Source organism: Hyphomicrobium sp., assembly GCF_019744875.1.
Classification (GTDB): Bacteria; Pseudomonadota; Alphaproteobacteria; order Rhizobiales; family Hyphomicrobiaceae; genus Hyphomicrobium_C.
The window spans coordinates 963,333-987,273 of record NZ_JAIETU010000002.1 but is presented as its reverse complement, the minus strand read 5'-3'; the positions used below and the strand labels follow the sequence as shown (position 1 = coordinate 987,273).

Annotated in this window: 27 protein-coding genes; 24 read left to right on the top strand and 3 right to left on the bottom strand. The window is 65.1% G+C overall.

Annotated features, from left to right (window positions below; all coding sequences use genetic code 11):
- Positions 1 to 116: 116 nt before the first annotated feature.
- The 10 genes from K2Y42_RS04750 to K2Y42_RS04705 all read left to right on the top strand — a co-directional run bounded on the left by K2Y42_RS04750 (position 117) and on the right by K2Y42_RS04705 (position 8,563).
- On the top strand, positions 117 to 2,417 hold the full coding sequence (locus K2Y42_RS04750; RefSeq protein WP_291149071.1) for a fused MFS/spermidine synthase: 2,301 nt from the start codon (positions 117 to 119) through the stop codon (positions 2,415 to 2,417).
- 204 nt (positions 2,418 to 2,621) lie between these two features.
- The gene (gene gatC / locus K2Y42_RS04745) at positions 2,622 to 2,909 is read left to right on the top strand and encodes an Asp-tRNA(Asn)/Glu-tRNA(Gln) amidotransferase subunit GatC (protein WP_291149068.1); all 288 of its coding nucleotides are present in this window, start codon (positions 2,622 to 2,624) and stop codon (positions 2,907 to 2,909) included.
- A 15-nt stretch (positions 2,910 to 2,924) separates the two neighbouring features.
- Positions 2,925 to 3,200 carry a hypothetical protein gene (locus K2Y42_RS04740; protein WP_291149066.1) on the top strand — a complete coding sequence of 92 codons (276 nt, stop codon included), beginning with the start codon at positions 2,925 to 2,927 and terminating at the stop codon, positions 3,198 to 3,200.
- Complete coding sequence (locus tag K2Y42_RS04735; protein WP_291149063.1) at positions 3,200 to 3,628, top strand: hypothetical protein; 429 nt, start codon at positions 3,200 to 3,202, stop codon at positions 3,626 to 3,628. Before K2Y42_RS04740 ends, K2Y42_RS04735 begins: the two co-directional genes overlap by 1 nt.
- Positions 3,629 to 3,630: 2 nt before the next feature.
- Positions 3,631 to 5,151, top strand: a complete 1,521-nt coding sequence (gene gatA / locus K2Y42_RS04730) for an Asp-tRNA(Asn)/Glu-tRNA(Gln) amidotransferase subunit GatA (RefSeq protein WP_291149060.1) — start codon at positions 3,631 to 3,633, stop codon at positions 5,149 to 5,151.
- 1 nt (position 5,152) lies between these two features.
- Positions 5,153 to 5,488 carry a chorismate mutase gene (locus K2Y42_RS04725; RefSeq protein ID WP_291149057.1) on the top strand — a complete coding sequence of 112 codons (336 nt, stop codon included), beginning with the start codon at positions 5,153 to 5,155 and terminating at the stop codon, positions 5,486 to 5,488.
- Positions 5,485 to 5,784: a hypothetical protein gene (locus K2Y42_RS04720; protein ID WP_291149055.1), complete on the top strand. Its 300-nt coding sequence runs from the start codon at positions 5,485 to 5,487 to the stop codon at positions 5,782 to 5,784. Before K2Y42_RS04725 ends, K2Y42_RS04720 begins: the two co-directional genes overlap by 4 nt.
- A 12-nt stretch (positions 5,785 to 5,796) precedes the next feature.
- Positions 5,797 to 7,275, top strand: coding sequence for an Asp-tRNA(Asn)/Glu-tRNA(Gln) amidotransferase subunit GatB (gatB, locus tag K2Y42_RS04715; protein WP_291149052.1), 1,479 nt, complete (start codon positions 5,797 to 5,799; stop codon positions 7,273 to 7,275).
- Between the two features lie 46 nt (positions 7,276 to 7,321).
- Complete coding sequence (locus K2Y42_RS04710) at positions 7,322 to 7,888, top strand: DUF6869 domain-containing protein (RefSeq protein ID WP_291149049.1); 567 nt, start codon at positions 7,322 to 7,324, stop codon at positions 7,886 to 7,888.
- Between the two features lie 138 nt (positions 7,889 to 8,026).
- Positions 8,027 to 8,563, top strand: coding sequence for a hypothetical protein (locus K2Y42_RS04705; protein ID WP_291149047.1), 537 nt, complete (start codon positions 8,027 to 8,029; stop codon positions 8,561 to 8,563).
- Positions 8,564 to 8,657: 94 nt separating this feature from the next.
- On the opposite strand, the gene K2Y42_RS04700 is transcribed toward K2Y42_RS04705, so the two are convergent.
- Positions 8,658 to 9,122: a tRNA (cytidine(34)-2'-O)-methyltransferase gene (locus K2Y42_RS04700; RefSeq protein ID WP_291149045.1), complete on the bottom strand. Its 465-nt coding sequence runs from the start codon at positions 9,120 to 9,122 to the stop codon at positions 8,658 to 8,660.
- A 350-nt stretch (positions 9,123 to 9,472) separates the two neighbouring features.
- On the opposite strand from K2Y42_RS04700, the gene petA reads away from it, so the two are divergent.
- The 4 genes from petA (at position 9,473) to K2Y42_RS04680 (ending at position 13,200) form a co-directional block, all read left to right on the top strand.
- The gene (gene petA, locus K2Y42_RS04695) at positions 9,473 to 10,045 is read left to right on the top strand and encodes a ubiquinol-cytochrome c reductase iron-sulfur subunit (RefSeq protein WP_291149042.1); all 573 of its coding nucleotides are present in this window, start codon (positions 9,473 to 9,475) and stop codon (positions 10,043 to 10,045) included.
- Between the two features lie 12 nt (positions 10,046 to 10,057).
- On the top strand, positions 10,058 to 11,335 hold the full coding sequence (locus K2Y42_RS04690) for a cytochrome b N-terminal domain-containing protein (RefSeq protein ID WP_291149039.1): 1,278 nt from the start codon (positions 10,058 to 10,060) through the stop codon (positions 11,333 to 11,335).
- A gap of 16 nt (positions 11,336 to 11,351) precedes the next feature.
- Positions 11,352 to 12,203, top strand: a complete 852-nt coding sequence (locus K2Y42_RS04685; protein ID WP_366512340.1) for a cytochrome c1 — start codon at positions 11,352 to 11,354, stop codon at positions 12,201 to 12,203.
- A 124-nt stretch (positions 12,204 to 12,327) separates the two neighbouring features.
- Positions 12,328 to 13,200, top strand: a complete 873-nt coding sequence (locus K2Y42_RS04680) for an S-methyl-5'-thioadenosine phosphorylase (RefSeq protein WP_291149033.1) — start codon at positions 12,328 to 12,330, stop codon at positions 13,198 to 13,200.
- Positions 13,201 to 13,261: 61 nt separating this feature from the next.
- On the opposite strand, the gene K2Y42_RS04675 is transcribed toward K2Y42_RS04680, so the two are convergent.
- Both K2Y42_RS04675 and bfr read right to left on the bottom strand, forming a co-directional pair.
- Complete coding sequence (locus K2Y42_RS04675; protein ID WP_291149031.1) at positions 13,262 to 13,669, bottom strand: response regulator; 408 nt, start codon at positions 13,667 to 13,669, stop codon at positions 13,262 to 13,264.
- 192 nt (positions 13,670 to 13,861) lie between these two features.
- Positions 13,862 to 14,353 (bottom strand): bacterioferritin, encoded by a 492-nt coding sequence (gene bfr / locus K2Y42_RS04670; RefSeq protein ID WP_291149029.1) that lies wholly within the window; start codon positions 14,351 to 14,353, stop codon positions 13,862 to 13,864.
- Between the two features lie 288 nt (positions 14,354 to 14,641).
- On the opposite strand from bfr, the gene K2Y42_RS04665 reads away from it, so the two are divergent.
- The 10 genes from K2Y42_RS04665 to K2Y42_RS04620 all read left to right on the top strand — a co-directional run bounded on the left by K2Y42_RS04665 (position 14,642) and on the right by K2Y42_RS04620 (position 23,941).
- The gene (locus K2Y42_RS04665) at positions 14,642 to 15,508 is read left to right on the top strand and encodes an alpha/beta fold hydrolase (RefSeq protein ID WP_291149027.1); all 867 of its coding nucleotides are present in this window, start codon (positions 14,642 to 14,644) and stop codon (positions 15,506 to 15,508) included.
- A 359-nt stretch (positions 15,509 to 15,867) separates the two neighbouring features.
- Positions 15,868 to 16,473, top strand: a complete 606-nt coding sequence (locus K2Y42_RS04660; protein ID WP_291149025.1) for a hypothetical protein — start codon at positions 15,868 to 15,870, stop codon at positions 16,471 to 16,473.
- A gap of 226 nt (positions 16,474 to 16,699) precedes the next feature.
- Complete coding sequence (locus K2Y42_RS04655) at positions 16,700 to 17,260, top strand: hypothetical protein (RefSeq protein WP_291149022.1); 561 nt, start codon at positions 16,700 to 16,702, stop codon at positions 17,258 to 17,260.
- A gap of 170 nt (positions 17,261 to 17,430) precedes the next feature.
- Positions 17,431 to 18,621: an FtsX-like permease family protein gene (locus tag K2Y42_RS04650; RefSeq protein WP_291149020.1), complete on the top strand. Its 1,191-nt coding sequence runs from the start codon at positions 17,431 to 17,433 to the stop codon at positions 18,619 to 18,621.
- A gap of 289 nt (positions 18,622 to 18,910) precedes the next feature.
- Complete coding sequence (locus K2Y42_RS04645; protein ID WP_291149017.1) at positions 18,911 to 19,693, top strand: ABC transporter ATP-binding protein; 783 nt, start codon at positions 18,911 to 18,913, stop codon at positions 19,691 to 19,693.
- Between the two features lie 15 nt (positions 19,694 to 19,708).
- The gene (locus K2Y42_RS04640; protein WP_291149015.1) at positions 19,709 to 20,731 is read left to right on the top strand and encodes an HlyD family efflux transporter periplasmic adaptor subunit; all 1,023 of its coding nucleotides are present in this window, start codon (positions 19,709 to 19,711) and stop codon (positions 20,729 to 20,731) included.
- Positions 20,732 to 21,025: 294 nt separating this feature from the next.
- Positions 21,026 to 21,352 carry a hypothetical protein gene (locus K2Y42_RS04635; protein ID WP_291149013.1) on the top strand — a complete coding sequence of 109 codons (327 nt, stop codon included), beginning with the start codon at positions 21,026 to 21,028 and terminating at the stop codon, positions 21,350 to 21,352.
- A gap of 6 nt (positions 21,353 to 21,358) precedes the next feature.
- Positions 21,359 to 21,799: a hypothetical protein gene (locus K2Y42_RS04630; protein ID WP_291149010.1), complete on the top strand. Its 441-nt coding sequence runs from the start codon at positions 21,359 to 21,361 to the stop codon at positions 21,797 to 21,799.
- 50 nt (positions 21,800 to 21,849) lie between these two features.
- Positions 21,850 to 21,993, top strand: coding sequence for a hypothetical protein (locus tag K2Y42_RS04625; RefSeq protein ID WP_291149008.1), 144 nt, complete (start codon positions 21,850 to 21,852; stop codon positions 21,991 to 21,993).
- A gap of 76 nt (positions 21,994 to 22,069) precedes the next feature.
- Entirely contained in the window at positions 22,070 to 23,941 is a 1,872-nt protein-coding gene (locus K2Y42_RS04620) for a cyclic nucleotide-binding and patatin-like phospholipase domain-containing protein (protein WP_291149005.1), read from the top strand.

Genomic DNA, 23,941 nt, shown 5'->3' with positions numbered 1-23,941 from the left:
GGCGAGAGCCCCCGCACCCAAGACACCCGCCGGCTTACCGTTTATGGTCCCGGCGCGACGACGGCGCGGGCGCCGCGCGATGCCCGACCTAAAGACGCCCCGCCCAAGGAGGATCAGTGACGCAAGACCTTGAAGCCGCCAGCGGCGCACGGCCCACCGACGTTCGCAGCTCTGCCGGCATCGCGGTTTTCACGGGCACGACCTTCCTCTCGGCCATGTTGCTGTTCTCGGTGCAGCCGATGTTCGCCAAGATGGTGCTGCCCCTGCTGGGCGGCGCGCCGTCCGTCTGGGCCGTGGCGCTGCTGTTCTTCCAGGGCGCGCTGCTGGTCGGATACGTCTACGCGCACGTGCTGGTGCGCTTTGTCCCCGCTCACCTGACCGGGTTCGTCCATCTCGCGGTGTCCGCCGCCGCGTTGCTGGCATTGCCGATCGCCGTTCCGGCCGGCTGGACCGCCCCGCCGCCCGGCGATGCCTACCTCTGGCAGCTCGGCCTGTTCGCGGTCGCCATCGGCCTGCCGTTCGTCGCGGTGTCGGCCAACGCGCCGCTGATCCAGGCCTGGTACGCGCGCACCGGACTGCCCTCGAGCGCCGATCCCTACTTTCTCTATGCGGCCTCCAATCTCGGCAGCCTGCTGGCGCTGCTCGGCTATCCATTCCTGTTCGAGCCCGTGTTCGGGCTCAGGACGCTGGCTTTCGCCTGGACGATCGGTTTCGTCGCGTTGATGGGCGCGCTTGCGGCCTGCTTCCTGATCGTCAGGCGTTCGCCGGCCTCGGCCGCACCCGGGGATGATCCGGGCCTGGAGCTGTCCGCCGCGCCCGCGCGCGCCGAGCCCACCTGGCGGGCCCGTGCATCCTGGGTGGGGCTGGCTTTCGTGCCCTCCGCGCTGCTCACCGCCTTCACGACCCACGTCGCCACCGACGTCGCGTCCGCGCCCCTGATCTGGGTCATCCCGCTCGGGCTCTACCTCGCCACGTTCGTCGTTGTGTTCCGCGAGCGCGCGCTCATTCCGCAGCCCCTGCTGCTGGCGCTTCATGCCGTCGCCGTGGTTCTGGCCCTGCTGCAGCTCGCCCAGACCGAGAAGGAGACGTGGTTCTACGCGGCCGGCTTCGGCGTCGCCGCGTTCGTCACGGCCACCCTGGTCGCGCACCGCACGCTCTATGAGAGCCGCCCCGACGCGCGCCACCTCACCGAATTCTACATCTGGATGTCCGTCGGCGGTGTGCTGGGCGGCATTTTCGCGGCCCTGATCGCCCCGCAGATCTTTGCCGAGGTGTTCGAATACCCGCTGCTCCTGGCGCTGAGCTTCGCCTGCCGTCCCGGCGCCCTGGATCTCAGGACCGAGAGCCGCAGCTCGTTGATGCTTCTGGCCGCCATCGTCGCCTTCGGCGCAGCCACCATCGCCTGGGCGCCGGAGATCGCGCGGCACTACGAACTCGGCTTCGGCGGCTGGGGCTCGACGGCCGGCATTGCCGCCGGGTTCGCGCTCGGCGCGTTGGCGCTCTGGCGCTTTCCGCCTCACATGCTCGTCGTCGCGCTGGGGCTCTATCTCGTTGTCGTGCTGCTGCCGTCGGGCGTGCATCGCGGCAAGGCGGAGCGGAGCTACTTCGGCGTCTACCGCGTCATTCAATCCTACGACGGGCAGTTCAACGTGCTCCAGCACGGCACGACGCTGCATGGCGCGCAGCGCATCCGGGACCGTTTCGGCCGCCCCGTCGCCAGCACGACGCCCGCCACGTACTACCACATCTACAGCCCCATGGCCTCGGCGGTGCGCATCATCGGCTCGATCGCGGCCGCTGAGCGCGTCGAGCCCAAGTTCGGCGTCATCGGTCTCGGCGCGGGCTCGCTCGCCTGCCATTCGGGCGCCGGCGAGAAATGGCGCTTCTTCGAGATCGACCCGGTGGTCGTCCAGATCGCCAAATCGAAGAACTTCACGTTCCTGTCGAACTGCCAGCCGAACGCCGACATCGTACTGGGCGATGCGCGCCTCACGTTCGCCAAGGAGCCCCCCGAAAGCTACGACCTCCTGATCGTCGACGCGTTTTCCTCCGACGCCGTGCCGATGCATCTTCTGACTTCCGAGGCGATTGCCATGTACGCCTCGAAGCTGAAGCCGCTCGGAGCGGGCGTGCTGCACATCTCGAACCGCTATCTGGATCTCGAAGCGGTGCTGGCCGCCACCGTGCCGACGGTGCCCGGCCTTCACGCCCTGACCATCGTCGATGCATCCGACGACGACGGCTATGCGGTTACGGGATCGACCGTCGTCATCTTCGGCAAGAGCATGGAGGCCATCGACCGGTTCCGTGCCGTCCCCGGTGCGCGCAATCTGCCCGCGCCGACCCTCAAGCCGTGGACCGACGACGCGTCCGACGTTCTGGGCCCCTTCCTGTCGCAGTACCGCAAGCGCCACTGAGGCGCGCCCCTCCCGGATCGGGGCAGGGGCGCCGTCGGGCGCTTCTCCCGGCACGAGGGGCGGTTCGCCGGCCCCCCCACGCCTCCGGGCCCCGGGGCCGCACGAGAACCGGGCGTCCCGGCGGGCCCGGAGTTGCACCGCAGGGGCCGGCCCGCTATGAGAAACACGCGGCGCGTCGGGAGCCGCCGGCACTGAAGAGGCCCCATGCAGGTTGACGAGACTACGGTGCGGCGCATTGCGCGGCTGGCGCGCATCAAAATCACGGACGACGAGGCCAAAAGCCTCGAAGGCGAGCTTTCGGGCATCCTGAATTGGGTCGAGCAGCTCGACGAGATCGACACGGCCGGCGTCGAGCCGATGACGCGCGTCGTCGCCCAGAACCTCAAGATGCGTGACGATAAAGTGGATGACGGCGAGATGGCCGACGCCGTCCTGAAGAATGCGCCGATGGTCGACGACCACTATTTCGTCGTGCCGAAGGTGGTGGAGTAGGGCGGAGGAGAGGACATGTCCAAGCTGTTCGCACTGCTGGCCGTTGCGCTGATCGCAACCGGCCTCCTGGTTCTCGCCGTGCCGCGCGACGAGGCGTCCACGGGCGCCCGCTCGCTCTCGCCGCAAAGCGTGAGCGAAACGCCGGCCTATCTCCTGAAGGCGCGCGAATTCGCCGAGCAGGTCAATGCGCCGCTGTCGATTTTCTTTGGTTTAGTGAGTCTCTTTTATTCCCGCCGCAGCTATCACGTAAACAAGGCGCGCGCAGAAGCTGAGAAAGCCCGGTCCACCTGATGAAGACAAAATCTGACCTTTCCACGCGCGCCGCCCTGGCCGCGATCGCCCTCGTTGTGCCGGCCTTCGCCGCCTTCGCCGATGGCGAGCGCGCCACCTTCCTCACCGGCCAGTACGCCACCGCCGAGCAATGCGCCAAGTTGCGCAAGATCGAGGACGGCACCCCGCGCAACGTCGGGACGGCACCTGAACTTCTGGACGACACCGGCTTCCACGGCTGGGAGCACGACTGCGCCTTCACCAAGGTGTTCGAGCACAAGCCCGGCAAGTCCTGGGCCGCGATGATGATCTGCTCGGACGGCATGTCGATGAAGCCCGAGCTGTTCGCCTTCTTCAAGGAAGGCGACGAGGACAGCTTCGAGGTGTCGGGCACGAACGACGAGCAGCCCGAGGTTTACGCACGCTGCGACGCCAAAAAAGGAAAGTGAACGTGGCTGATCTTACGCGCCTGACGCTGGCGGAAGCGCGCGACGGGCTCAAGTCCAAATCGTTTTCCGCAACCGAGCTGACGAAGGCGCACCTGTCGGCGATCGAAGCCGCGAATGCGTCGCTCAACGCGTACGTCCTGGTCACGCCGGATCATGCCCTGGCGCAGGCCAAGGCCGCCGATGCGCGCATCGCCAAGGGTGACGCGCGCGCCCTCGAAGGGCTTCCGCTCGGCAACAAGGATCTCTTCTGCACGGAAGGCATCCGCACCACCGCCTGCTCGAAGATCCTCGACGACTTCAAGCCCACGTATGAGTCGACCGTCGGCGCCAACCTCTGGAACGCCGGCGCCGTCATGCTCGGCAAGCTCAACAACGACGAATTCGCCATGGGCTCGTCGAACGAGACCAGCGCCTTCGGCCCTGTCGTCTCGCCCTGGCGCCGCCGCGGCAAGACGGACAAGCTCGTGCCGGGTGGCTCGTCGGGCGGCTCGTCCGCGGCGGTTGCGGCAGGTCTCTGCCTCGCGGCCACGGCCACGGACACGGGTGGCTCCATCCGCCAGCCGGCGGCCCTCACCGGTACGGTCGGCATCAAGCCCACGTACGGGCGTTGCTCGCGCTGGGGCATCGTCGCGTTTGCGTCCTCGCTCGACCAGGCGGGCCCGATCGCGAAAACGGTGCGCGACGCTGCCATCATGCTCGGCTCCATGGCGAGCCACGATCCGAAGGACACCACGTCCGTCGATGCGCCCGTTCCCGACTATGAGGCGGCGCTGGCGAAGGGCGTGAAGGGCCTGCGCGTCGGCGTGCCGAAGGAGTACCGCGTCGAAGGCATGTCGAAGGAAATCGACGCCCTTTGGACCACGGGCATCGAATGGCTGAAGGCGGCCGGCGCCACGATCCACGATATCAGCCTGCCGAATACGAAGTACGCGCTGCCGGCTTACTACATCGTGGCCCCCGCCGAAGCCTCGTCCAACCTCGCCCGCTACGATGGCGTGCGCTACGGACTGCGCGTTCCGGGTCGCGATGTCATCGACACCTATGAGAACACGCGCGCCGCCGGTTTCGGCAAGGAAGTGCGCCGCCGCATCCTGATCGGCACCTACGTGCTGTCGGCCGGCTACTACGACGCCTACTATCTCAAGGCGCAGAAAGTCCGCACCTTGATCAAGCGCGACTTCGACAACGCCTGGAGCGATGTCGACGTGGTGCTGACGCCGACGACGCCGTCGCCCGCGTTCGCCTTCGGCGAAAAGACGGGCGATCCGCTGGCCATGTACCTCGAGGACATTTTTACGGTGACGGTCAACATGGCCGGTTTGCCGGGCATCTCCGTCCCCGCGGGCCTGTCGTCCGAGGGCACGCCGCTCGGTCTGCAGCTCATCGGCAAGCCGTTCGACGAGGGCACGCTCTTCCGCGCCGCCCAGGCCATCGAAGACGCCGCCGGCCGCATCACCGTGCCCGAGGCATGGTGGACCAGCGCGACCAGCGGCGCGGCCAAAAAGACAACTGGAGGCAAGTGACATGGACCCGAAACGCCCCTGGGAATGCGCGGACATGGGCCAGGTCCGCGACGAGATCGACCGGATTGACGCGGCGCTCGTCGACCTGATCGCCGAGCGCTTTGGCTATGTCGAGCGTGCCTGGCAGCTCAAGAAGGATCCGAGCGAGGCGAGCGTGCCGTGGCGTATCCAGCAGGTGATCGACAAGGTGAAGGTGCAGGCGCGCCAGCGCGGGCTCCCCGCTGAGATGATCGAGATGGTCGGCGCGCAGTGGCGCAACATGATCGGCTGGTTCGTGCAGTACGAGGAAGAGAAACTGCGCCAGCAGGAAGCGAGCAGCGGCGGACGCCGCGAATGATCCCGATCAATTCCTTCGATCCGATGACGCTCGTGCTGCTGGCCGCCGCCAACCCGGCGGTGATCGTGGTGGCCTTTCTGATGGGCCGCAACGCCGACCAGTGGCAGAAGCTGCCAATCGCCGCCTTCGCGGCAGCGCTCTCGGGCTTCATCCTCTACTGGATCGGCGGACAGGTCGGCGTCTTCGCGATCCATGCCGTCGGCAGCGAGGCAGCACTCCTGCTCCTTGGTTTCGCCTTCGGCCTCGTGTGGGCCGCGTTGGGTTACTGGTTCTCGCGCAACAAGACCGCGCAATAGGAATACGGACTGATGCAGAATTCGGCCAACACCAGCGGCAAGAGCAACCTCATCCCCGGCGCCACCGGCGATTGGGAGGTCGTGATCGGCATGGAGGTGCATGCCCAGGTCGCCTCCGCCTCGAAGCTGTTTTCGGGATCGTCGACCGGCTTCGGCGCCGAGCCGAACAGCCATGTCTCGCTCGTCGACGCGGCCATGCCGGGCATGCTGCCGGTCATCAACAAGGAGTGCGTGGCGCAGGCGATCCGCACAGGCCTCGGCATCAAGGCCGCGATCAACCTGAAGAGCGTCTTCGATCGCAAGAACTACTTCTATCCCGATCTGCCGCAGGGTTATCAGATCAGCCAGTACAAGCAGCCGATCGTGGGCGAGGGCGAAATCGAGATCGACGTCGACGGCGAGGCGAAGCGCGTCGGCATCGAGCGCCTGCATCTGGAGCAGGACGCCGGCAAGTCGATCCACGACCAGAGCCCCGAATTTTCGTTCGTCGATCTCAACCGCTCGGGCGTCGCCCTGATGGAGATCGTCTCGAAGCCCGACCTGCGCTCGTCGAAGGAGGCCCAGGCCTACGTGACGAAGCTGCGCACGATCCTGCGCTACCTCGGCACCTGCGACGGCGACATGGAGAAGGGCAACCTTCGCGCCGACGTGAACGTATCGGTTCGCAAGCCCGGCGCCGCACTCGGCACGCGCTGCGAGATCAAGAACGTCAACTCCATCCGTTTCATCGGTCAGGCCATCGAGGTCGAGGCGCGCCGCCAGATCGACATCATCGAGGACGGCGGCAAGATCGACCAGGAAACGCGCCTGTTCGACCCCGGCCGCGGCGAGACGCGCTCGATGCGCTCGAAGGAAGAGGCGCACGACTACCGCTACTTCCCCGATCCCGACCTGCTGCCGCTGGAGTTCGAGCAGGCCTACGTGGACGATCTCAAGCAGCACCTGCCTGAGCTGCCCGACGAAAAGCGGGCACGCTTCGTGAAGGACTACGGCCTCTCCGTCTACGACGCGACCGTGCTCGTCGCCGAGCGCGAGAACGCCGCCTACTTCGAGGACGTGGCCAAGGGGCGCGATGGAAAAACCGCAGCCAACTGGGTGATCAACGAGCTGTTCGGCCGCCTGAACAAGGAAGGCCTCGACATCGCGCAGTCGCCCGTTTCGTCCGCGCAGCTCGGCGGCTTGGTCGATCTCATCACGTCCGGCACCATCTCGGGCAAGATCGCCAAGGACCTGTTCGAGATCGTCTGGACCGAGGGTGGCGATCCGGCCGCGATCGTCGAAGCGCGCGGCATGAAGCAGGTGACGGACACCGGCGCCATCGAAAAGGCCGTCGACGACATCATCGCCGCCAACCCGGACAAGGTGGAGCAGGCGAAGGCCAAGCCCTCGATGCTCGGCTGGTTCGTCGGGCAGGTCATGAAGAGCACCGGCGGCAAGGCCAACCCAGCAGCCGTCAACGACATCCTGAAGAAGAAGCTCGGTATCGCATAGCAGGGGCGGCGCCTGCCGCCCGCCACGGGAGCGCGGAGGCGTCGCGATGGTGCGGTCCAACGATCAACGGCCTGAGCGAAGCGCTAAGCCGAGATCCGGGTCAGGAGCGCCCGCCGATCCGCAGTGTCGCCTTCCCGCCGAAGCGTGGGACGGCGTCTGTTGCGGCGCGTGTCCCGACCACGACTGGTGGGACGACGACGAGGTCGCGGCGAGCCCGCCCTTTTGCTTCGGAACCTCGCGCGCACTCGATCCCGCCCATCTCGCCCGCACCTATGCGCTCGGCTACAAGGGCGGCATCAAGGGCAACGAAGAGCGCGCTTGGGCATCGAGATGCGTGTTCGCGATGGTCTACGACCATCCCGTTGCCGCCCTCGAGATCATCCGGATGGCCATCGCGTATTCGGAAACCGATTGGCAGGTGACCTTGATCGGATGCGGCGAGCTCGAGTCGCTGCTCGGCAGGCACGACCGCAAAATCATCGGCGCCGTGGAGCAGATGGCGCGCGAGAGCCCGAAGTTTCGCGAATGCCTGGCCAACGTCTGGCGTCACGGCATGCCAGATGATGTCTGGGACCGTGTTCTGGCGGCTTCGGGCCGCAAGCCCACGGCCTAGGGCGGGGAACGGCCTGCGGCCCCGCCGACACAGCAGCGAAAAAAGTGCTTCGCGTGGAGCCTTCCGGCATTTGCAAGCGTTGAAGCACTCGGCAACGTTGTCGCGACGGGAATCGGTGCGGCGGTCTATGAGGGTTCCATGAACGAAAATCCGGCTAGGTTTCGGGCCGCTGGCATCGTGCGTGCGGCGGCTGCTGGTGCGCTGCTGCTGTTTGGCTTCATCGGGCCCGTACCCGCGGTCGATGCGGCCCCGCAAACCGTCGGCCCCTTCGCCAACCTTGATGGCTGGTGGGGTGGCACCGGCCGCCTGCGCTTCAAGGATGGCAAGACCGAAGACGTGAAATGCCGCGCCACCTATTTCATTGAAGGCCAGGGCGAGCAGCTCAAGCAGAACATCCGCTGCGCCTCCGGCAGCGGCAAGATCGAAGTGCAGAGCACGGTGCGCCACGCGGACGGCAAGCTCAAGGGCGAGTGGACCGAGCTGATGTACAACGTCAACGGCGTGCTGGATGGCGAGGTGACGCCGCGCGGCTATCGCGTCACGGTCAGCGGCACGGAGGGCACGTCGCTGTCGGCGAACATGGACATCATCGTCAAGGACAAGCGCCAGATGGTGGAGATCCAGTTCTTCAGCGAAACGCTCATCGGCCTCACCCTGATGCTGACCAAGGGCTGATCCCACGCAGTCGGATTGCGGCAGTCGGCAGTCGTGACGAACCCGTCGACGTCCCCGAACGTCTCACATTCCCCTGCTGCCTACTGCCTACTGCCTACTCCGGAAATCCCCGCGTCTGGCGCAGCGCTTCGCCAAGCACCATCGCGGCCGCCACGGCAATATTGAGCGAGCGCAGTCCGGCCCGCACGGGGATGCGCACGCGCGCATCCGCAATGTCATGAACCGCCTCCGGAACGCCCGCGCTCTCGCGACCGAGCAGCAGCACGTCGCTGTCTGAAAAGCCGAATTCGAAATGAGCGGTGTCGGCATGCGTGGTGAGCAGCACGAGCCGAGCGGGTGGCGTGCCGCGGGCGCGATGCCGTTCGAAGGCCTCGAAGCTCTCGTGGCGGGTCAGGTCGACGTGATCCAAATAGTCGAGTCCAGCCCTCCGGAATGAACGGTCGCTGGAATCGAATCCGGCCGGGCCGATGAGGTCGACCGGCACGCCGAGGCACGCCGCCAAGCGCAGGATCGTGCCGGTGTTCTGTGGAATGTCGGGTTGATAAAGCGCGAGCCGCATGAAGACCCTGGAAAAAAGAAGTGTGCGCCACTTTGACCCGTGGCGTGTTGGAGGACCAGCCTTGAGCGGCTTCTTAAACGGTGCAAGAACAGTTTCCGAAATGTAACGACGCAGGTGTGTCATCCGTCAAAGGCGAGGGGATTGGGTTCGCCGTGACAGGACGCGAAACTTGCGCACGAAGCGAGGCTCAGATAGTGCTTCGAGTCTGCTTTAGAGCGTGCGCATCGTCTCGTCCGTCGCGATAAATCCGGTTTCAGCGGGGCTTCGAGTTAGATCGGAAACGATCCGCAGCCGTCTTGCCCCACCGTCGCGTTCCGAGAGTTGAACATCCTCGAATCTGGAGGGGTTACGTGGCAAGCGAAGCCGAAGATCCAAATCGCCGTGATTTCCTTGTGATTGCGGGCAACGCGTTTATCGCGGTTGGTGCCGCAGCCACGCTCTGGCCGTTCGTCGATCAGATGAATCCGGACGCCGGCGCTCAGGCTTTGGCCTCGGTCGAGATCGATCTGTCGCCCGTCAAGGAAGGTCAGGCCATCACCGCCATGTGGCGTGGCAAGCCGATTTTCATCCGCAATCGGACCGCCGACGAGATCAAGCAGGCCGAAGCAACTCCGATCGCTGATCTTCCGGACGGCTCGGCGCGCAACGATCTTCTTCCCGAAGCGACGCCCGCCCTCGACAAGAACCGCGTCAAGGACGGCAAGGCCAACTGGCTCATCATGGTTGGCATCTGCACGCATCTCGGCTGCATCCCCAAGGGCCAGTCCATGGGCGACGCCAGGGGTGAGTTTGGTGGCTGGTTCTGCCCGTGCCACGGATCGCATTACGACACGTCGGGCCGCATCCGGAAAGGTCCCGCGCCGCGGAACCTTGAGGTACCGCCCTACGAGTTCGTCTCCGACACAAAAATCAAGATCGGCTAAGGGGCGGGACCGATGGAGCACAACTCGACCTATGAGCCGAAGTCGTCGTTCGCCAAGTGGTGGGACGACCGCCTGCCGATCGCGCGCCTCATGCACGGGCAGTTCGTCGACTTCCCGACGCCGCGCAATCTCAACTATCTCTGGACGTTCGGCGGCATCCTGACATTCTGCCTCGTCGCCCAGATCGTCACCGGCATCGTGCTGGCCATGCACTATCAGCCGAGCGCGGCCGAAGCCTTCAACTCGGTCGAAGCCATCCGGCGCGACGTGAACTACGGCTGGCTGCTGCGCAACCTGCACGCCGTCGGCGCCTCGATGTTCTTCATCGCCGTCTACATCCACATCTTCCGCGGTCTCTATTACGGTTCCTACAAGGCCCCGCGCGAAGTGCTCTGGATTCTCGGCGTCCTGATCTTCCTGGTCATGATGGCCACGGCGTTCATGGGCTACGCTCTCCCCTGGGGCCAGATGAGCTTCTGGGGCGTCACCGTCATCACGAACCTCTTCTCGTCGCTGAATGAGATCATCCCGGGTGTCGGCACCGCCATCGTCGAATGGCTGTGGGGCGGCTACTCGGTCTCGGGTACGACCCTCAACCGCTTCTTCGCTCTTCACTATCTGCTGCCGTTCGTGCTGTTTGGCATTGTCGTGCTGCACATCTGGGCGCTCCACGTTGCCGGCCAGAACAACCCGACCGGCCTCGACATCAAGACCAAGTCGGACTCGGTGCCGATGTTCCCCTACGCCGTGGCCAAGGACGCGGTCGGCATGTTCGCCTTCCTGATCCTCTTCGCCTGGTTCGTCTTCTTCCTGCCGGATTACCTCGGCCACGCCGACAACTACATTGAGGCGAACGCGCTCGTAACGCCGCCGCACATCGTGCCCGAATGGTACTTCCTGCCGTTCTACGCCATCCTGCGCGCCATCCCCTCGAAGCTCGGCGGCGTGATCGCCATGTTCTCGGCCATCGCCGTGCTGATCTTCGTGCCCTGGCTCGACACCAGCCGCGTCCGCTCGGCCAAGTATCGCCCCCTCTACAAGTGGGCCTTCTGGCTTCTGGTCATCGCCAGCGTCGGCCTTGGCTACCTCGGCGCTAAGCCCGCCGAAGGCGCCTACGTGATCTGGTCGCGCATTTTCACGGTCTACTATTTCGCGCACTTCCTGCTCGTCATGCCGATCCTGGGCATCATCGAGACGCCGACGGCGCTGCCGAAATCCATATCAGCCTCGGTCTTGCCGAGCGGCTCCGGCGCGCCGGCTGGCGCGACGGCAGCACCAGAGACGCGTTGAGCGGGGGACTTCGATGATGCGAGCTTTGAAAAAGTCCCTGGTCGCGCTGGCCCTTGTGGCCGGCGCCGCCTCGGCCCACGCGGCAGGCGACGGCGTTCACATTGAACGCCAGACCTGGAGCTTCGGCGGCTTCACCGGCCAGTACGATCGCGACCAGCTTCAGCGCGGGTTCCAGATCTACAAGGACGTCTGCTCGGCCTGTCACGGTCTCAAGCGCGTCCGCTTCCGCAACCTCGCCGAGCCGGGCGGCCCCGAGTTCCCCGAGGAGGGCGTGAAGACGCTCGCCCACGAATGGCCGAACAAGATCGTCGACGGTCCCAACGATGCGGGCCAGATGTTCGAGCGCGAGCCGAAGCTGTTCGACCCCATCCAGGGCCCGTTCAAGAACGAGAAGGAAGCGCGCGCAGCCCAGAACGGCGCGCTGCCGCCGGATCTCTCGCTCCTCGCCAAGGCGCGCAACGTCGAATACACCGGCACCTGGTGGGCGCACCCGTTCTCCATGCTGCGCGATATCGCGACCAGCTATCAGGAGGGCGGCGCTGACTACATCTATGCGCTCCTCACCGGCTATCACGAGGCGCCCGCCGGCGTGACGGTTGCCGAAGGCATGCACTACAACGCTGTCTTCCCCGGCCACCAGATCGCAATGTCTCCGCCGATCGCGGCCGACAACTTCGTCAAGTACCAGGGCGACTGGGGCTCCTACGATCAGAACGCCCGCGATATCGCGGCCTTCCTTTCGTGGTCGGCCGACCCGACGCTGAACCGGCGCAAGATCACCGGCTGGCTGGTCATGCTGTATCTGTTGGTCACGACGGGCCTGCTCTATGTCGGCAAGCGCCGGATCTGGCCGAACATTCCGCACTGAGAACACGGCGTGAGGCGCTGGGCCCCGCTCTTTTTGAGGGCGGGGCTTCTCTTTTGAAGGCATGGGCAGTAGGCAAGAGGTGGAGACACCCGGGCCGCACTGCCCATTTCCTTTTGGAGCCCTCATGACGAAGTCCATCCTCGGCATTATCGGCGGAAGCGGCTTTTACAATCTGCCGGGCCTGGAGAATGCCCGCTGGGAAAAGGTGATGACCCCATGGGGCGCACCTTCCGACGACATCCTCTTTGCCGAGTTCGAGGGCCTGCCGATCCGGTTTCTGCCGCGCCATGGCCGCGGCCATCCCGTGCCGCCGTCAGCGATCAACTACCGCGCCAACATCGACGCGCTGAAGCGCTCCGGCGTGACAGACCTCGTGTCCATCTCGGCCTGCGGATCGCTGCGCGAGGACCTGGCGCCCGGCCACTTCGTGCTTGTCGACCAGTTCGTGGACCGCACGTTCGCACGCGAAAAGAGCTTCTTCGGCCCAGGACTGGTGGCGCACGTCTCGGTCGCCGATCCCGTGAGCCCGCTGCTCGTCGATGCCGTCGAGAAGGCGGCGCAGGCGGAAGGCCTGCTCTACACCCGCGGCGGCACCTACCTCGTGATGGAAGGTCCGCAGTTCTCCACGCGCGCAGAGAGCAACCTCTATCGGAGCTGGGGCATGGACGTCATTGGCATGACCAACATGCCGGAGGCGAAACTCGCGCGCGAAGCAGAGATTTGCTACGCGACCGTCGCGATGGTGACCGACTACGACTGCTGGCACGACGAGCATGCGGCCGTGGACGTGGCGTCGATCGTCGCCATCATGAAGGGCAACACGGAAAAAGCGCAGCGCCTCGTCGCGCACCTGGCGCGCAGTTTCCCGCGCGAGCATCCCGCCTGCCCGATCGGCTCGGACCGGGCGCTGGATGTGGCGCTGATCACCGCCCCGGAGGCGCGCGATGCGTCTCTCATCCGCAAGCTGGATGCGGTCGCGGGCAGGGTCCTGTCATAGGCGGGACTCGCCGCGGGGAGCGAGGTCAACCCGCGCTTACGTCAAACTGCGTAGCGCGGGCTCACGTCGCGCCGCTCGGCCTCTGATAACCGAGCAGCGCGGCAACGCGCTGGATCACGGAGCCGACATCATAGGGTTTGGAAAAGAACGCGTCGGCGACCGAAGCGGCACGCACCTGCGGCACCCGCCCCGAGACGACGATGACGGGCGTGTTGGGGTAGTGCGACCGGACGAACATGGCCAGCGCCAAGCCGTCGTGCCGGCCGGGCATCTCGACATCCGTCACGATCAAATCGATGTCCGCACCCGCCTGCAGAACGGTTTCCGCTTCATCGGCCGTGGCGGCTTCGCGGACTCTGAAGCCCGCGTGGCTGATCTCCTGGGCGAGCGTCAGCCGCAAAATCGGGTTATCGTCGACAACGAGCACCGTGGGGCACCGGCCATCGTGTTCCTTTGAGCTAACTTGCATTGAGGCCATCATTTTCATCTGAAGCGGCAACGCAGCGTCCAGTCCCCGAGTTCCTTTAATTCGCCGCAAGGTTCGGCTGCTGGGCGCAATCGCCGTCGCCGTCGCTCAACACGGTAAATCGCCTCTTAACGAAATGCGGCCCCGGAGCAAATCTCTCCGGGGCCGCCGATTAGGTTCCAGAAATGGGAGGGCTTAGTGGCCCTCGACCTCGTTGGCCGCTTCGGCCTGGAGCTGCCCGTAGTTGGCGACGCCGATCTTGTCCATCAGGTCGAGCTGCGTCTCGATGAAGTCGATGTGTCCTTCCTCGTCCTCGATCAGCTTCTCGAACAGCTCCATCGTCACGTAATCCTTCGCCGCGTGACAGATGTCGCGGCCGCGGATGTACGTCTCGTGCGCGATCTTCTCGCCCTTGAGGTCGCACTCGAGAACTTCCTTGAGGTTCTCGCCGATCATGAGCGGGGCGACATGCTGCAGGTTGGGCAGACCCTCGAGGAAGATGATGCGGTGCACGAGCTTGTCGGCGTGCTGCATCTCTTCGATCGACTCCGCGCGCTCCTTCTTGGCGAGCTTCGTGTAGCCCCAGTTTTCGAGCATCCGGTAGTGGACCCAGTACTGGTTAACCGCGCCGAGTTCGAGCTTCAGGGCTTCGTTGAGAATTTCGATGACTTCACGTTTGCCCTTCATGAGGCTCCCTCCACGGACCGAATTGCCTACTAATTACCCGGCGACGGAATGTCAGCCGGCCTTCAAACCGATTAGAACTATTCTAAGAAGGTGTAATCCGGCGGTGCGGTATGGTCAACGCCTTTTGCGTTACCCGTTGCCCGCGATGGCTTTTTCCCCAAGCCCTGCAATCGCTCACGCGGCCCGGCTGCGCCCAATTGACCATGCGACTGTGCCGACCGGAACAGCGGCACCGGAATTGCTTACCTAGGGTGCCGGCATTCGGAGCTGGTACCACTGGGGTAAGTCATGCAGTCGAGCGATGTGAGTTTGAAGTCGAAGACCGGTCAAGTGGGCGTACTGCTCATCCACGGTCTTTGTGGATCGCCGAGTGAGATCCGCTTCGTCGCCAACGGCCTGACCCGCAACGGTTACACCGTTCACTGCCCCGAGCTTGCCGGCCACGGCGGGACGGAAGCGGACCTGATGGCCACGAGCTGGCACGACTGGTACGAAAGCGCCAAGCAGGGCCTCGATAAGCTGGCCGAGACGTGTGAGACGGTGATTGTCGGCGGCCTGTCCACGGGTGCCGTCCTGAGCCTGATGCTCGCCGCCCGCCACCCCGAGAAGGTCAGCGCCATTACGCTCTATTCCCCGACGCTCTGGCTGAGCGGCCGGCAGATCCCCTGGTATGTGCGCATCCTGCGCCTCATCGACAGCAAGCGCTTCGCCAACCTCTTTCGCGTGCCCGTGCCGATCCATGTCGGCATCAAGGACAAGCGGATCCGCGATTTCATCGCCAGCGCGATGGCCGCCAGCGGCGGCCAGATCGGCCAGTCGTCCACCCCGGGCGGTCCCGTTCTGGAGCGCCGCCGCCTGTCGAAGGCCGTCATGAAGGACGTCGGCTCCATCACGCAGCCGGTTCTCATCCTGCACGCCCGCGAGGACGACTACGCCGGCCTCGACAACGCTGCGTATCTGCAACGCGAGCTGGCCGGCCCCGTCGACCTCGTGGTGCTCGAGGACAGCTATCACATGGTCACGGTCGACCGGCAGCGCCACATCGTGCTCGATCGGACGTCGGATTTCATCTCGCGCACGGTCTCGGCGATTGCGAAGTCGATCGGCGCCGAGCCGCAGCGGGCCGCGCTCCGTCTGGCCGCGTCCGCTGGCTGAGCCGGTTTCGAACGCTGACCGTGTGTCGGACCGGGACGATGGCTACGGCCCCGGCTCGGGAGGCGGCGTGGTAACCGATGCTCCCCGTAAATACCTCCGGCAAGACCCCGGTAGGCCATGGGCGGCGAAATTGTTTTGTGGTAGGATCATCAGATGTCAGGCTGCCGGGCCATTTTGCCGGTGGCTGGCGCATCTAAGAACCAAGATCCGCCGCTAAACGCAGAATCGGCCTTTTTCAAACAAATCTGCGGTTTGTTACACCAGGAACAGCTCTCACTCCGATCGTCCGTCATTGTGACCCCATGAGAGCACGGCGTCACGCCCGCCGCACCGCTCCCGCCAATTCGATGGAGATGAAAATGGCCAAGAAATTCCGCTTTAGCCTGGTAGCAGCGACGGTCGCTGCGAGCATGGCGATCGTTCCCGCCGCAGAGGCCGGTGGACGCGGTGTGGCCCTGGGCGTTGGCCTCGGGATCCTCGCCGTCGGCGCCATGGCGCACTCGGCTCAGAAGGCTCAGCAGCAGCAGGCCGCCAAGGCCCGTGCACAGGCTCAGGCCCAGGCTCGCGCCAAGGCACAGGCCCAGGCTCGTGCCCGCGCTCAGGCCAAGGCACAGGCTCAGGCACAGGCCCGCGCCAAGGCACAGGCCACCGCAAAGGCCCAGGCTTCGGAAGCGAAGGTCGAAGAGACGGCCGCCGTGACCGAGACCAAGAAGGAAGATACGAAGTCGACCTACGTCGCCGCTCCGTCTAGCTCGGCGGCCCTCACTCAGGTTGACGTCGATCAGGCCAACAACGCGAACGGCGCCGCATCGGACGAGCCGGGCACGTCGGGCAAGACTGTCGCCGCAGCCGATCAGGCCGTGACCGACGCCGAGACGGAGACGACCGAAGCCAAGGGCGAAACCTGCAAGAAGTTCGTCCCCGCGATCGGTGTTGCCGTCGAAGTTGCCTGCGACTCGAAGTAAGTCCGCGACGCAAGATCAGAAACACGAGGCCGGTCCCGCATCAGGGGCCGGCCTTTTTCGTTTTGCACGCGTCGCAAAGCAGCGAACGACAACATGTTGCCGAAGCCAACGACAAACTCTCGGTCGAGTCACGGCCGGAACAGCGCCCGCAACCGTTTCCGAGCATGCTCCCAATCAGAAGCGCGCCGCTCAACGGCAGCGAACACGAACTTTGAGGAGTGAAGCCATGAACACGAAGCTCGCAGCCTTGGCCTCCGCCATTCTGGCAGCGGCCTCTCTCGCATCCGCGGCGCAAGCCGGCGGCGGGGGCGTGCGTCTCGGTTTCGGCGGCCCCCTCGGCACCTTCGTCGCAACGCCCGCCCATGGCGGAGGCGGCGGCTATCACAACAAACCGTCGAAGCGGTTGCCGGTCGTGCAGGCTGCACGCAAACAAGAATTGCAGGCAGCACGCAAACAGGACGTGCAGGCCGCGCGCAAGCAGGACAAGCCCACCCGCATCGTCAAGGCGCAGCAGCCGGACAAGGTCGAGCAGGCAACCGCCGCTCCGTCCAACGAGATCGCTCCCGCCGCAACCGGTAGCTCCGCGCTGATCCAGGGTTCGATCCCCGCCGACAACACGGCCGAGCAGCCGGACGCCACCACGTCCGATTCGCCCGCTCCCGACACCCGCGCGGAAGCCCCGGCCTCGACGGTCACGGCCAGCACCGACAAGGCGCCCGACGAGACCGGCTGCAAGAAGTTCATGCCTGCGATCGGTACGACCGTGAGCGTCGGCTGCGGCAACTGATTCCCCGGACGGACACCCTGCCGGATGCGCGACAACACGTGTCAGGGCCGTGAAAACCCGGTCCTGATACGTCATGGCGCATGCAATAAATCTCGTTAAGGTTCTGCGCCGACTCTGGACGCAGCGGAAAGTTCAGCGCACAACTCAGGCGCGACTTTATGGAGAGCGACATGTTCAGCAAAAAGGCGGCTTCGCCGTCTGCCGGTCCTGGCCGAGTCATCCGGATGGCGCCCAAGATCGCCTACCGCAACCTCTTCCACGATCGCATGAGCCTGATCGTTACGCTGGTCGGCATCGTCTTCTCGGTGGTGCTCGTAGCCATCGAGGTGGGCCTGTACAAGGGGTCCGAGAGCAAGATCGCGACCGTGCTCGACAAGTCGAAGGCCGACCTGTGGATCATGCCGTACGGCACCAAGAGCTTTGACGATCCCTCGCTTCTGATCGGCCACGAGAAGTACGCCGCGTTGTCGACGCCGGGCGTCCTCAAGGCCGAGGATATGATGGTCAGCTTCTCGTCGTGGCGTAAGCCGGGCGGTGGCAAGAAGTCGTTCGTTCTCGTCGGCCTCGACTGGGAAAAGGGCGAAACCCACACCTGGAACATCGACGAAGGAACCGAAGCGGATCTGGAAATCCCGATGGCCGTTGCGGCCGACCGGTCCTACTTCACGGACCTCGGCATCGAGGGGCGCGGCGAGTACGCGGAAATCAACGGCCAGCGCGTCCAGGTCACGGCGGTCACGAAGGGCATTCGTTCGTTCGCGACGCTGCCCTACGTGTTCACCCCGATCTCGACAGCGCGCAAATTGAACAACGCGAGCCCTGTGCAGGCGAGCTATGTCCTGGTCACGCTGTCCAGGGACGCGGATGTCGAACACGTCAAGCAAGTGCTGACCGACCGCTTCAAAGGCGGAGCGGAGGTACTGACCCACGAGGAATTCCGCGCCCGCAGCATCAAGTACTGGATGTTCAGCACAGGCGCCGGTCTCGCCCTTATTACCGGCATGGTGCTTGGCGCCATCGTTGGTGTCGTCATCGTCGCTCAGACGCTTTACGCCAGCACCAAGGACCACTTGAACGAGTTCGCGACCTTGCGTGCGCTGGGCGCATCGGCCAGCTATATCCACCAGGTCATTCTGGTTCAGGCCCTGCTGAGTGCGGTGCTGGGCTATGCGGCCGGTATGCTGCTCGCCATGTTGGCGATCGCGCGGTTGAAGGTCCGAGTGCCCACGCTCACCATCCTCATGACGCCCGAAATCGCCGGTTACTTGTTCGCGCTCACGGTCGGCATGTGCATTTTCGCGGCCATCACCGCAATCCGGAAAGTCACGCGCATCGATCCGGCGGGCGTGTTCAACAGGTAAGGCAAACGGCTAAAAAAGGCCGGAACAAAAACGACTGGATCCGGGAGGCCGAAAGGCACCCCGGATTCCCCTAATTGAGAGGGTTTCGGGGACGGCAGCTGGCATCGACGCTCTTGCATCGGAGGATTTGCCTTCGTAGCGTTGGCGCATAGGGTCTGTCGTGGCAGCGATCTCTCCAATCAATAAGTTTCAGTACGTCATGTGACAGGCGTAACAGACGCGGCGAACCGCTGATGGCAGTGTGCCGGCATCGACCGCTGCGCTTCGTTTTTTGGGAGAGTTCACGACTATGGCCAAAGCGGGAAGGGCATCGGGTGGGCAGCGACCGCTTCTCGAGGCTCGCAACATCGTCAAGACGATCGGCACGGGCGCCGGAGAGCTGCAGATCCTCAAGGGCGTCAGCATGGATCTCGTGCCCGGCGAGCTCACGCTTCTCATGGGGCCGTCCGGCAGCGGCAAGACCACGCTGCTTTCGATCCTCGGCTGCATCCTGACTGCCACCAGCGGAGAGCTGCATCTCGCCGGCCACCAGGCCGTAGGTCTCTCGTCAGAAGCGCTCGCCGAGATTCGCCGTCTGCATGTCGGCTTCGTGTTCCAGAGCTACAATCTCTTTCCCACTCTGACGGCGGTTGAGAACGTGCTCGTCGCCCTCGACGTACGCGACGCACGCAGCGCCGATCCGATTCAGACCGCGACGGAGGCCCTGAAGGCCGTCGGCCTCGGCCACCGCATCAACACCTATCCCTCGAAGCTCTCAGGCGGCGAGAAGCAGCGCGTCGCCATCGCTCGCTCGCTCGCCGGCCGCCCCTCGGTCGTGCTGGCAGACGAGCCGACGGCCGCCCTCGACAGCGAGAACGGCAAGGCCGTGATGGAGCTGCTGAAGGAAGTCGCAAAGGACCCGACACGCGCCGTGATGGCGGTGACGCACGACCATCGCACGCTTCACTACGCCGATCGCATCATCACCATCGAGGACGGACGCATCGTCGGAGACGATCGTTCCCCGAACAAGAGCCCGCCCGGTAGCGAAGGCTCTCCGCATCCGTCCAAGAAAAAGAACGTTGCAGCTTAAGGAACATCACGCGCCATGCTGAAACCTCTCAACCTCATCCTCCTGCTGGGACTCGCCGGCGCCGGTGGTTACCTCGCCTACGACAAGTACAAGAGCAGTTCCAACAACGAGCCGATTGCGCTCGAAACCAAGGACTACGAAGTCGCGGCCCCTGGCGTCGTCGAGCCCAAGTCGGGCGAGATCCGCTTGGGCGCGACCTATCTCGGCCGCGTCGAGGAAGTCCTCGTCAAGGTCGACGACAAGGTCGAGGAAGGCGAGCTGCTGCTGCGTCTCGACGATGCGGAAGCGCGCGCCAAGCTCGCCTCCGCCGAGACGGAAGCCGAAGCGAGCCGCGAGGACAGCGAAAAGTCCGTCGTCTCCGGCCGCGAGGACGTACGCAAGGCAGAGGACGCAATCTACTCGGCCGAGCGCGCCGTCACGGGCGCCCGCATCGAGCTCGACTACGCGATCGCCGCCAAGCGCAGCGGCAACGGCAGCGAAGCAGCCGTCGGCGACGCACGCCGCCGCCTGAAAGATTCGAACGACCGCCTCGAGCGCGAGCGCATCGCCTACGTCAAGGCGCAGTCGAAGGCGAACCTTCCCGCCCCGAACCGCGCCGAGTCGACCGTCAGCGCCGCCCGCGCCCAGGTGAGAATGGCCGAAGCGCTGCTCGACAAGACCCGCATTCGCGCGCCGTCCGCCGGCACCATCCTGCAGGTCACCACCAAGCAGGGTGAGATCGTGGCTCCGTCGCTTGAGCTCCCGCTTGTCGTGATGGGCGACATGAGCGTCGTCCGCGTGAAGGCCGAAGTCGACGAAGGTGACGTCGGCAAGATCTCGATCAACCAGTCGGCTTACGTGACCAGCGTCAGCCAGCCGGAAAAGATCGACGGCAAAGTGACGAACATCGCTCCCACGCTTGGCCAGGCACGCATCGGCCCGCGCGGCCCGCGCCGCGTGACCGATGTGGAGGTGATGGAAGTGACAATCGAATTGCAGGGGACGGCCACGGGTTTGAAACCCGGCATGCGGGTAGACGCCTTTTTTCGTAAAAACTAACGCGACCAGTCCTCCCGCGGGCCCCTCCGGCCCGCCCGCCCGCCGCCGCAAAGCGGTCGCGCTCGCGGAATGGGATGGCGGCAGCGAGGTTAACGAGGACGCGGACGCCCGATAAAAGCACGCTACAACAGAACGCTAGAGCCTTTCCGCCGGTCCGCCGAAAGGACAGGCTCTAGTCGCTCCGTGTGGTCGAAAAACACGCCACCTGCGACATAGTGTGGGCCGTCCTCAAAGACGGCCCATTTCTGTTGGAATAGTTTGGCCAGCCGGTCCACAATCTTGAAATGATTGAGAATGTTCCGGCAGGAACAGCGCACATCGGCCATCTCCCGCAAGGTCATGCAGTTCGCGATAGCGGACTTCGATCCGTCGAGATGGAGTTGTGTGATGCAAGGTCAGATTACGAAGTTTCATGAGGACATCGGCTTCGGCGTGATCAGCGCCACCGATGGTCGGAAATACCGGTTCGCGAAATCGGATATCCGCAACCCAAATGGGCGCCTCCTGGGTATCGACGTGGATTTCCTCGTCGAATCACGTAGTCCGAAGGAGATCATCCTTCTGCACGGCTCGCCCTGGACCGTATTCGGCCGCACCGACGCAATTGCCAAGCGGGTATAGAACGCCATGACGAACGTTACGACAGACGAGCCGGCTGGAGCTCTCGACACCAGCGACGTGCCGCCCGTGGGCGCGCGCGAGCTGGCGCTGGCCCTCAAAATTCTGTCGGCCGGGAACGGCCTTCTCCTGCCGACCGTGGGTCTCTCCGATGACGACCTGCGCCGCGTCGAGCAGGATTTCTGGCAGATCTCGCCCCGCGCACGCATCCGCAAGGTGGCGGTTCTGCTGCGTTTCCGCAGCTTCCTCTCGGCCTGCAAGTCGCGCCACGTGAGCGAAGTCATCGCCCGTCACGGCCAGTCGGCTGTTGTCATGGCGCTCGAAGTGGCTGCCAGCATGCGCCTCAACGCCAAGTGGGGCTTCAATCCCCACAAGATGGCGCGCGCCATGAACGAAGCGCTGGCCGCCGCGGCCGACAGCTATCGTGGCGACCAGTACGCCACAGCATAAATTTCCGTAAGAGTGGTGATCCATTCGCCGCCGCGCGCCATATCTTGGATATGGCAACCAAGGTCATCCTCGTCTCGTCCTTCCTGACGGTGTTTCTGCCGGCGCTCGGACTGCTCGTGGCCGGACTCGCGCGTGCGGCCAGAATTAACCACGCCCCCGCGCCGAAGCGCTTTACCGATTTAAACCGGTCCTGATCGGCACGCGTCCCCGTATAGTGGGGCCAAGTCCGCGAGTGTGGACTGAGCGGCAACGCGATCCGGCCGGAAGCCAATGGACCCTGCTGACGGGCTTGCGCACGAGATTCCCGACATTGACCTGTTCTCGGGTCTGACCGAGACCGAGCGGACGGCGCTGGCCGCCCGCCTTGCCTTGCGCACCCTCCACCGCGGCGACGTGTTGATGCGCCAGGGCGACGAGGCCGACGCGCTGTACGTCGTGCTGTCGGGCCGCCTGTCCGTCACCCTCGAAGGCCAGAACGGTTCCGTGAGCGAGATCGGCTCCGGCCAGCCCGTGGGCGAGATTGCATTCCTCACCGGAAGCCGCCGCACGGCCACCGTCACGGCCATGCGCGACAGCCTGCTGTTCGCGCTCTCGCGGGTCGAGTTCGATGCCCTTGTGGGCGCCCATCCCGGGATCTGGCGCACCTTGACCGCCATGCTGGCCAAGCGGCTCGCGAGAACGACATCGATCGCGCACGCGGTCCATGCCCCGCCGCGTCCGCGCACGATCTGCGTCATTCCGGCCGGTGGCAGTCGCCTCAGCAGCGAGTTCGTCGTCGCGCTCGCACGCGCGCTGCGCCAGCGTGCCCGATGCGTCGTGCTGCATGGCGTCGCCGCCCGCAACATGCTGAGCCTGGGCGGGGGGCTCGACGGCCCGGAGGCGATCTCCCGCCTCAACGCGCTCGAAGCCGGGCACGACCACGTGCTCCTCGTCGCCGACGACAGCCTGACGCCGTGGACGGAAAAGGCGATCCGACACGCCGATCTCGTTATCGCCGCCGCCGACTACACTGCGGACGCAGCCCCCAACGCCAGCGAGCGCTTTGCGGCGCGGTTCGTAACGCCTGACGCCACGCGCCTCGTGCTGCTGCATCCCGCGCGGACGAAAGTGCGCGGCACGTGCCGCTGGCTCGAAACGCGCGCCGTGGCCATGCACCACCACGTCGCGCTCGATGGCACCGCCGACGTCGAACGGCTTGTGCGTTTTATTGATGGCCGCGCGGTCGGCTTCGTGGCGGCAGGCGGCGGCGCGCTCGCGGCCGCGCACACCGGCGTCTACAAGGCGCTCACGCAGGCCGGCGTCGCCTTCGACATCATGGGTGGCACGTCCGCCGGGGCGGCGCTCGCGGCGGCCTTCATGATGGAAAGCAGCCCGGATGAGATCGACCGGGCGATGGGCGAGATGTTCGTCACCAACCGCGCCATGCGCCGCTATACGGTGCCGCGCTACGGCCTGCTCGATCACACGGTGTTCGACGCCGAGCTGAAGCGCCTCTATGGCGAGGTGGAGATCGAGGATCTCTGGCTGCCGTTCTTCGCGGTCTCGACCAATCTCACGCGCTTTGCCGTGTCCGTGCACCGCACCGGGCCGCTGTGGCGGGCCATTCGCGCCTCGTCCTCGATCCCCGTGCTGCTGCCGCCCGTCAACACGCCCGACGGCGACATGCTGGTCGACGGCTGCCTGCTCGACAACACGCCCATCAAGGTGATGCGCGATCTGAAACAGGGCCCGAACGTCGTGGTGAGCTTCCGCCCGCCCGGGATCGACAAGTTCGACGTCGACTACGACGCCTTGCCGTCACGCGGCGAGCTGATGCGTCATGTGTTCAATCCGCTGCGGCGCGGCCAGCTTCCGGCGGCTCCCGGACTTGTCACGGTGCTCATGCGCGCCTTGATGGCGAACCGCCGCGATTTCGTGCGCGAGCTGACGGCCGACGACATCTCGCTCGTGCCGCCGATCCCCGCTGGAATGAGCTTTCTCGATTGGCACCGCCACGGAGAGCTGTTCCAGGCCGCGTACACCTGGACGCAGGACGAGATTGCGAACCTCGCATCGGCGGGCCCGCCGCAGTGGCTGGCGTCCGCGCTCGAGGCACGCAGCGCCCACCACGGAAATTCAAGCCACGTCCATCAGGTCACATGA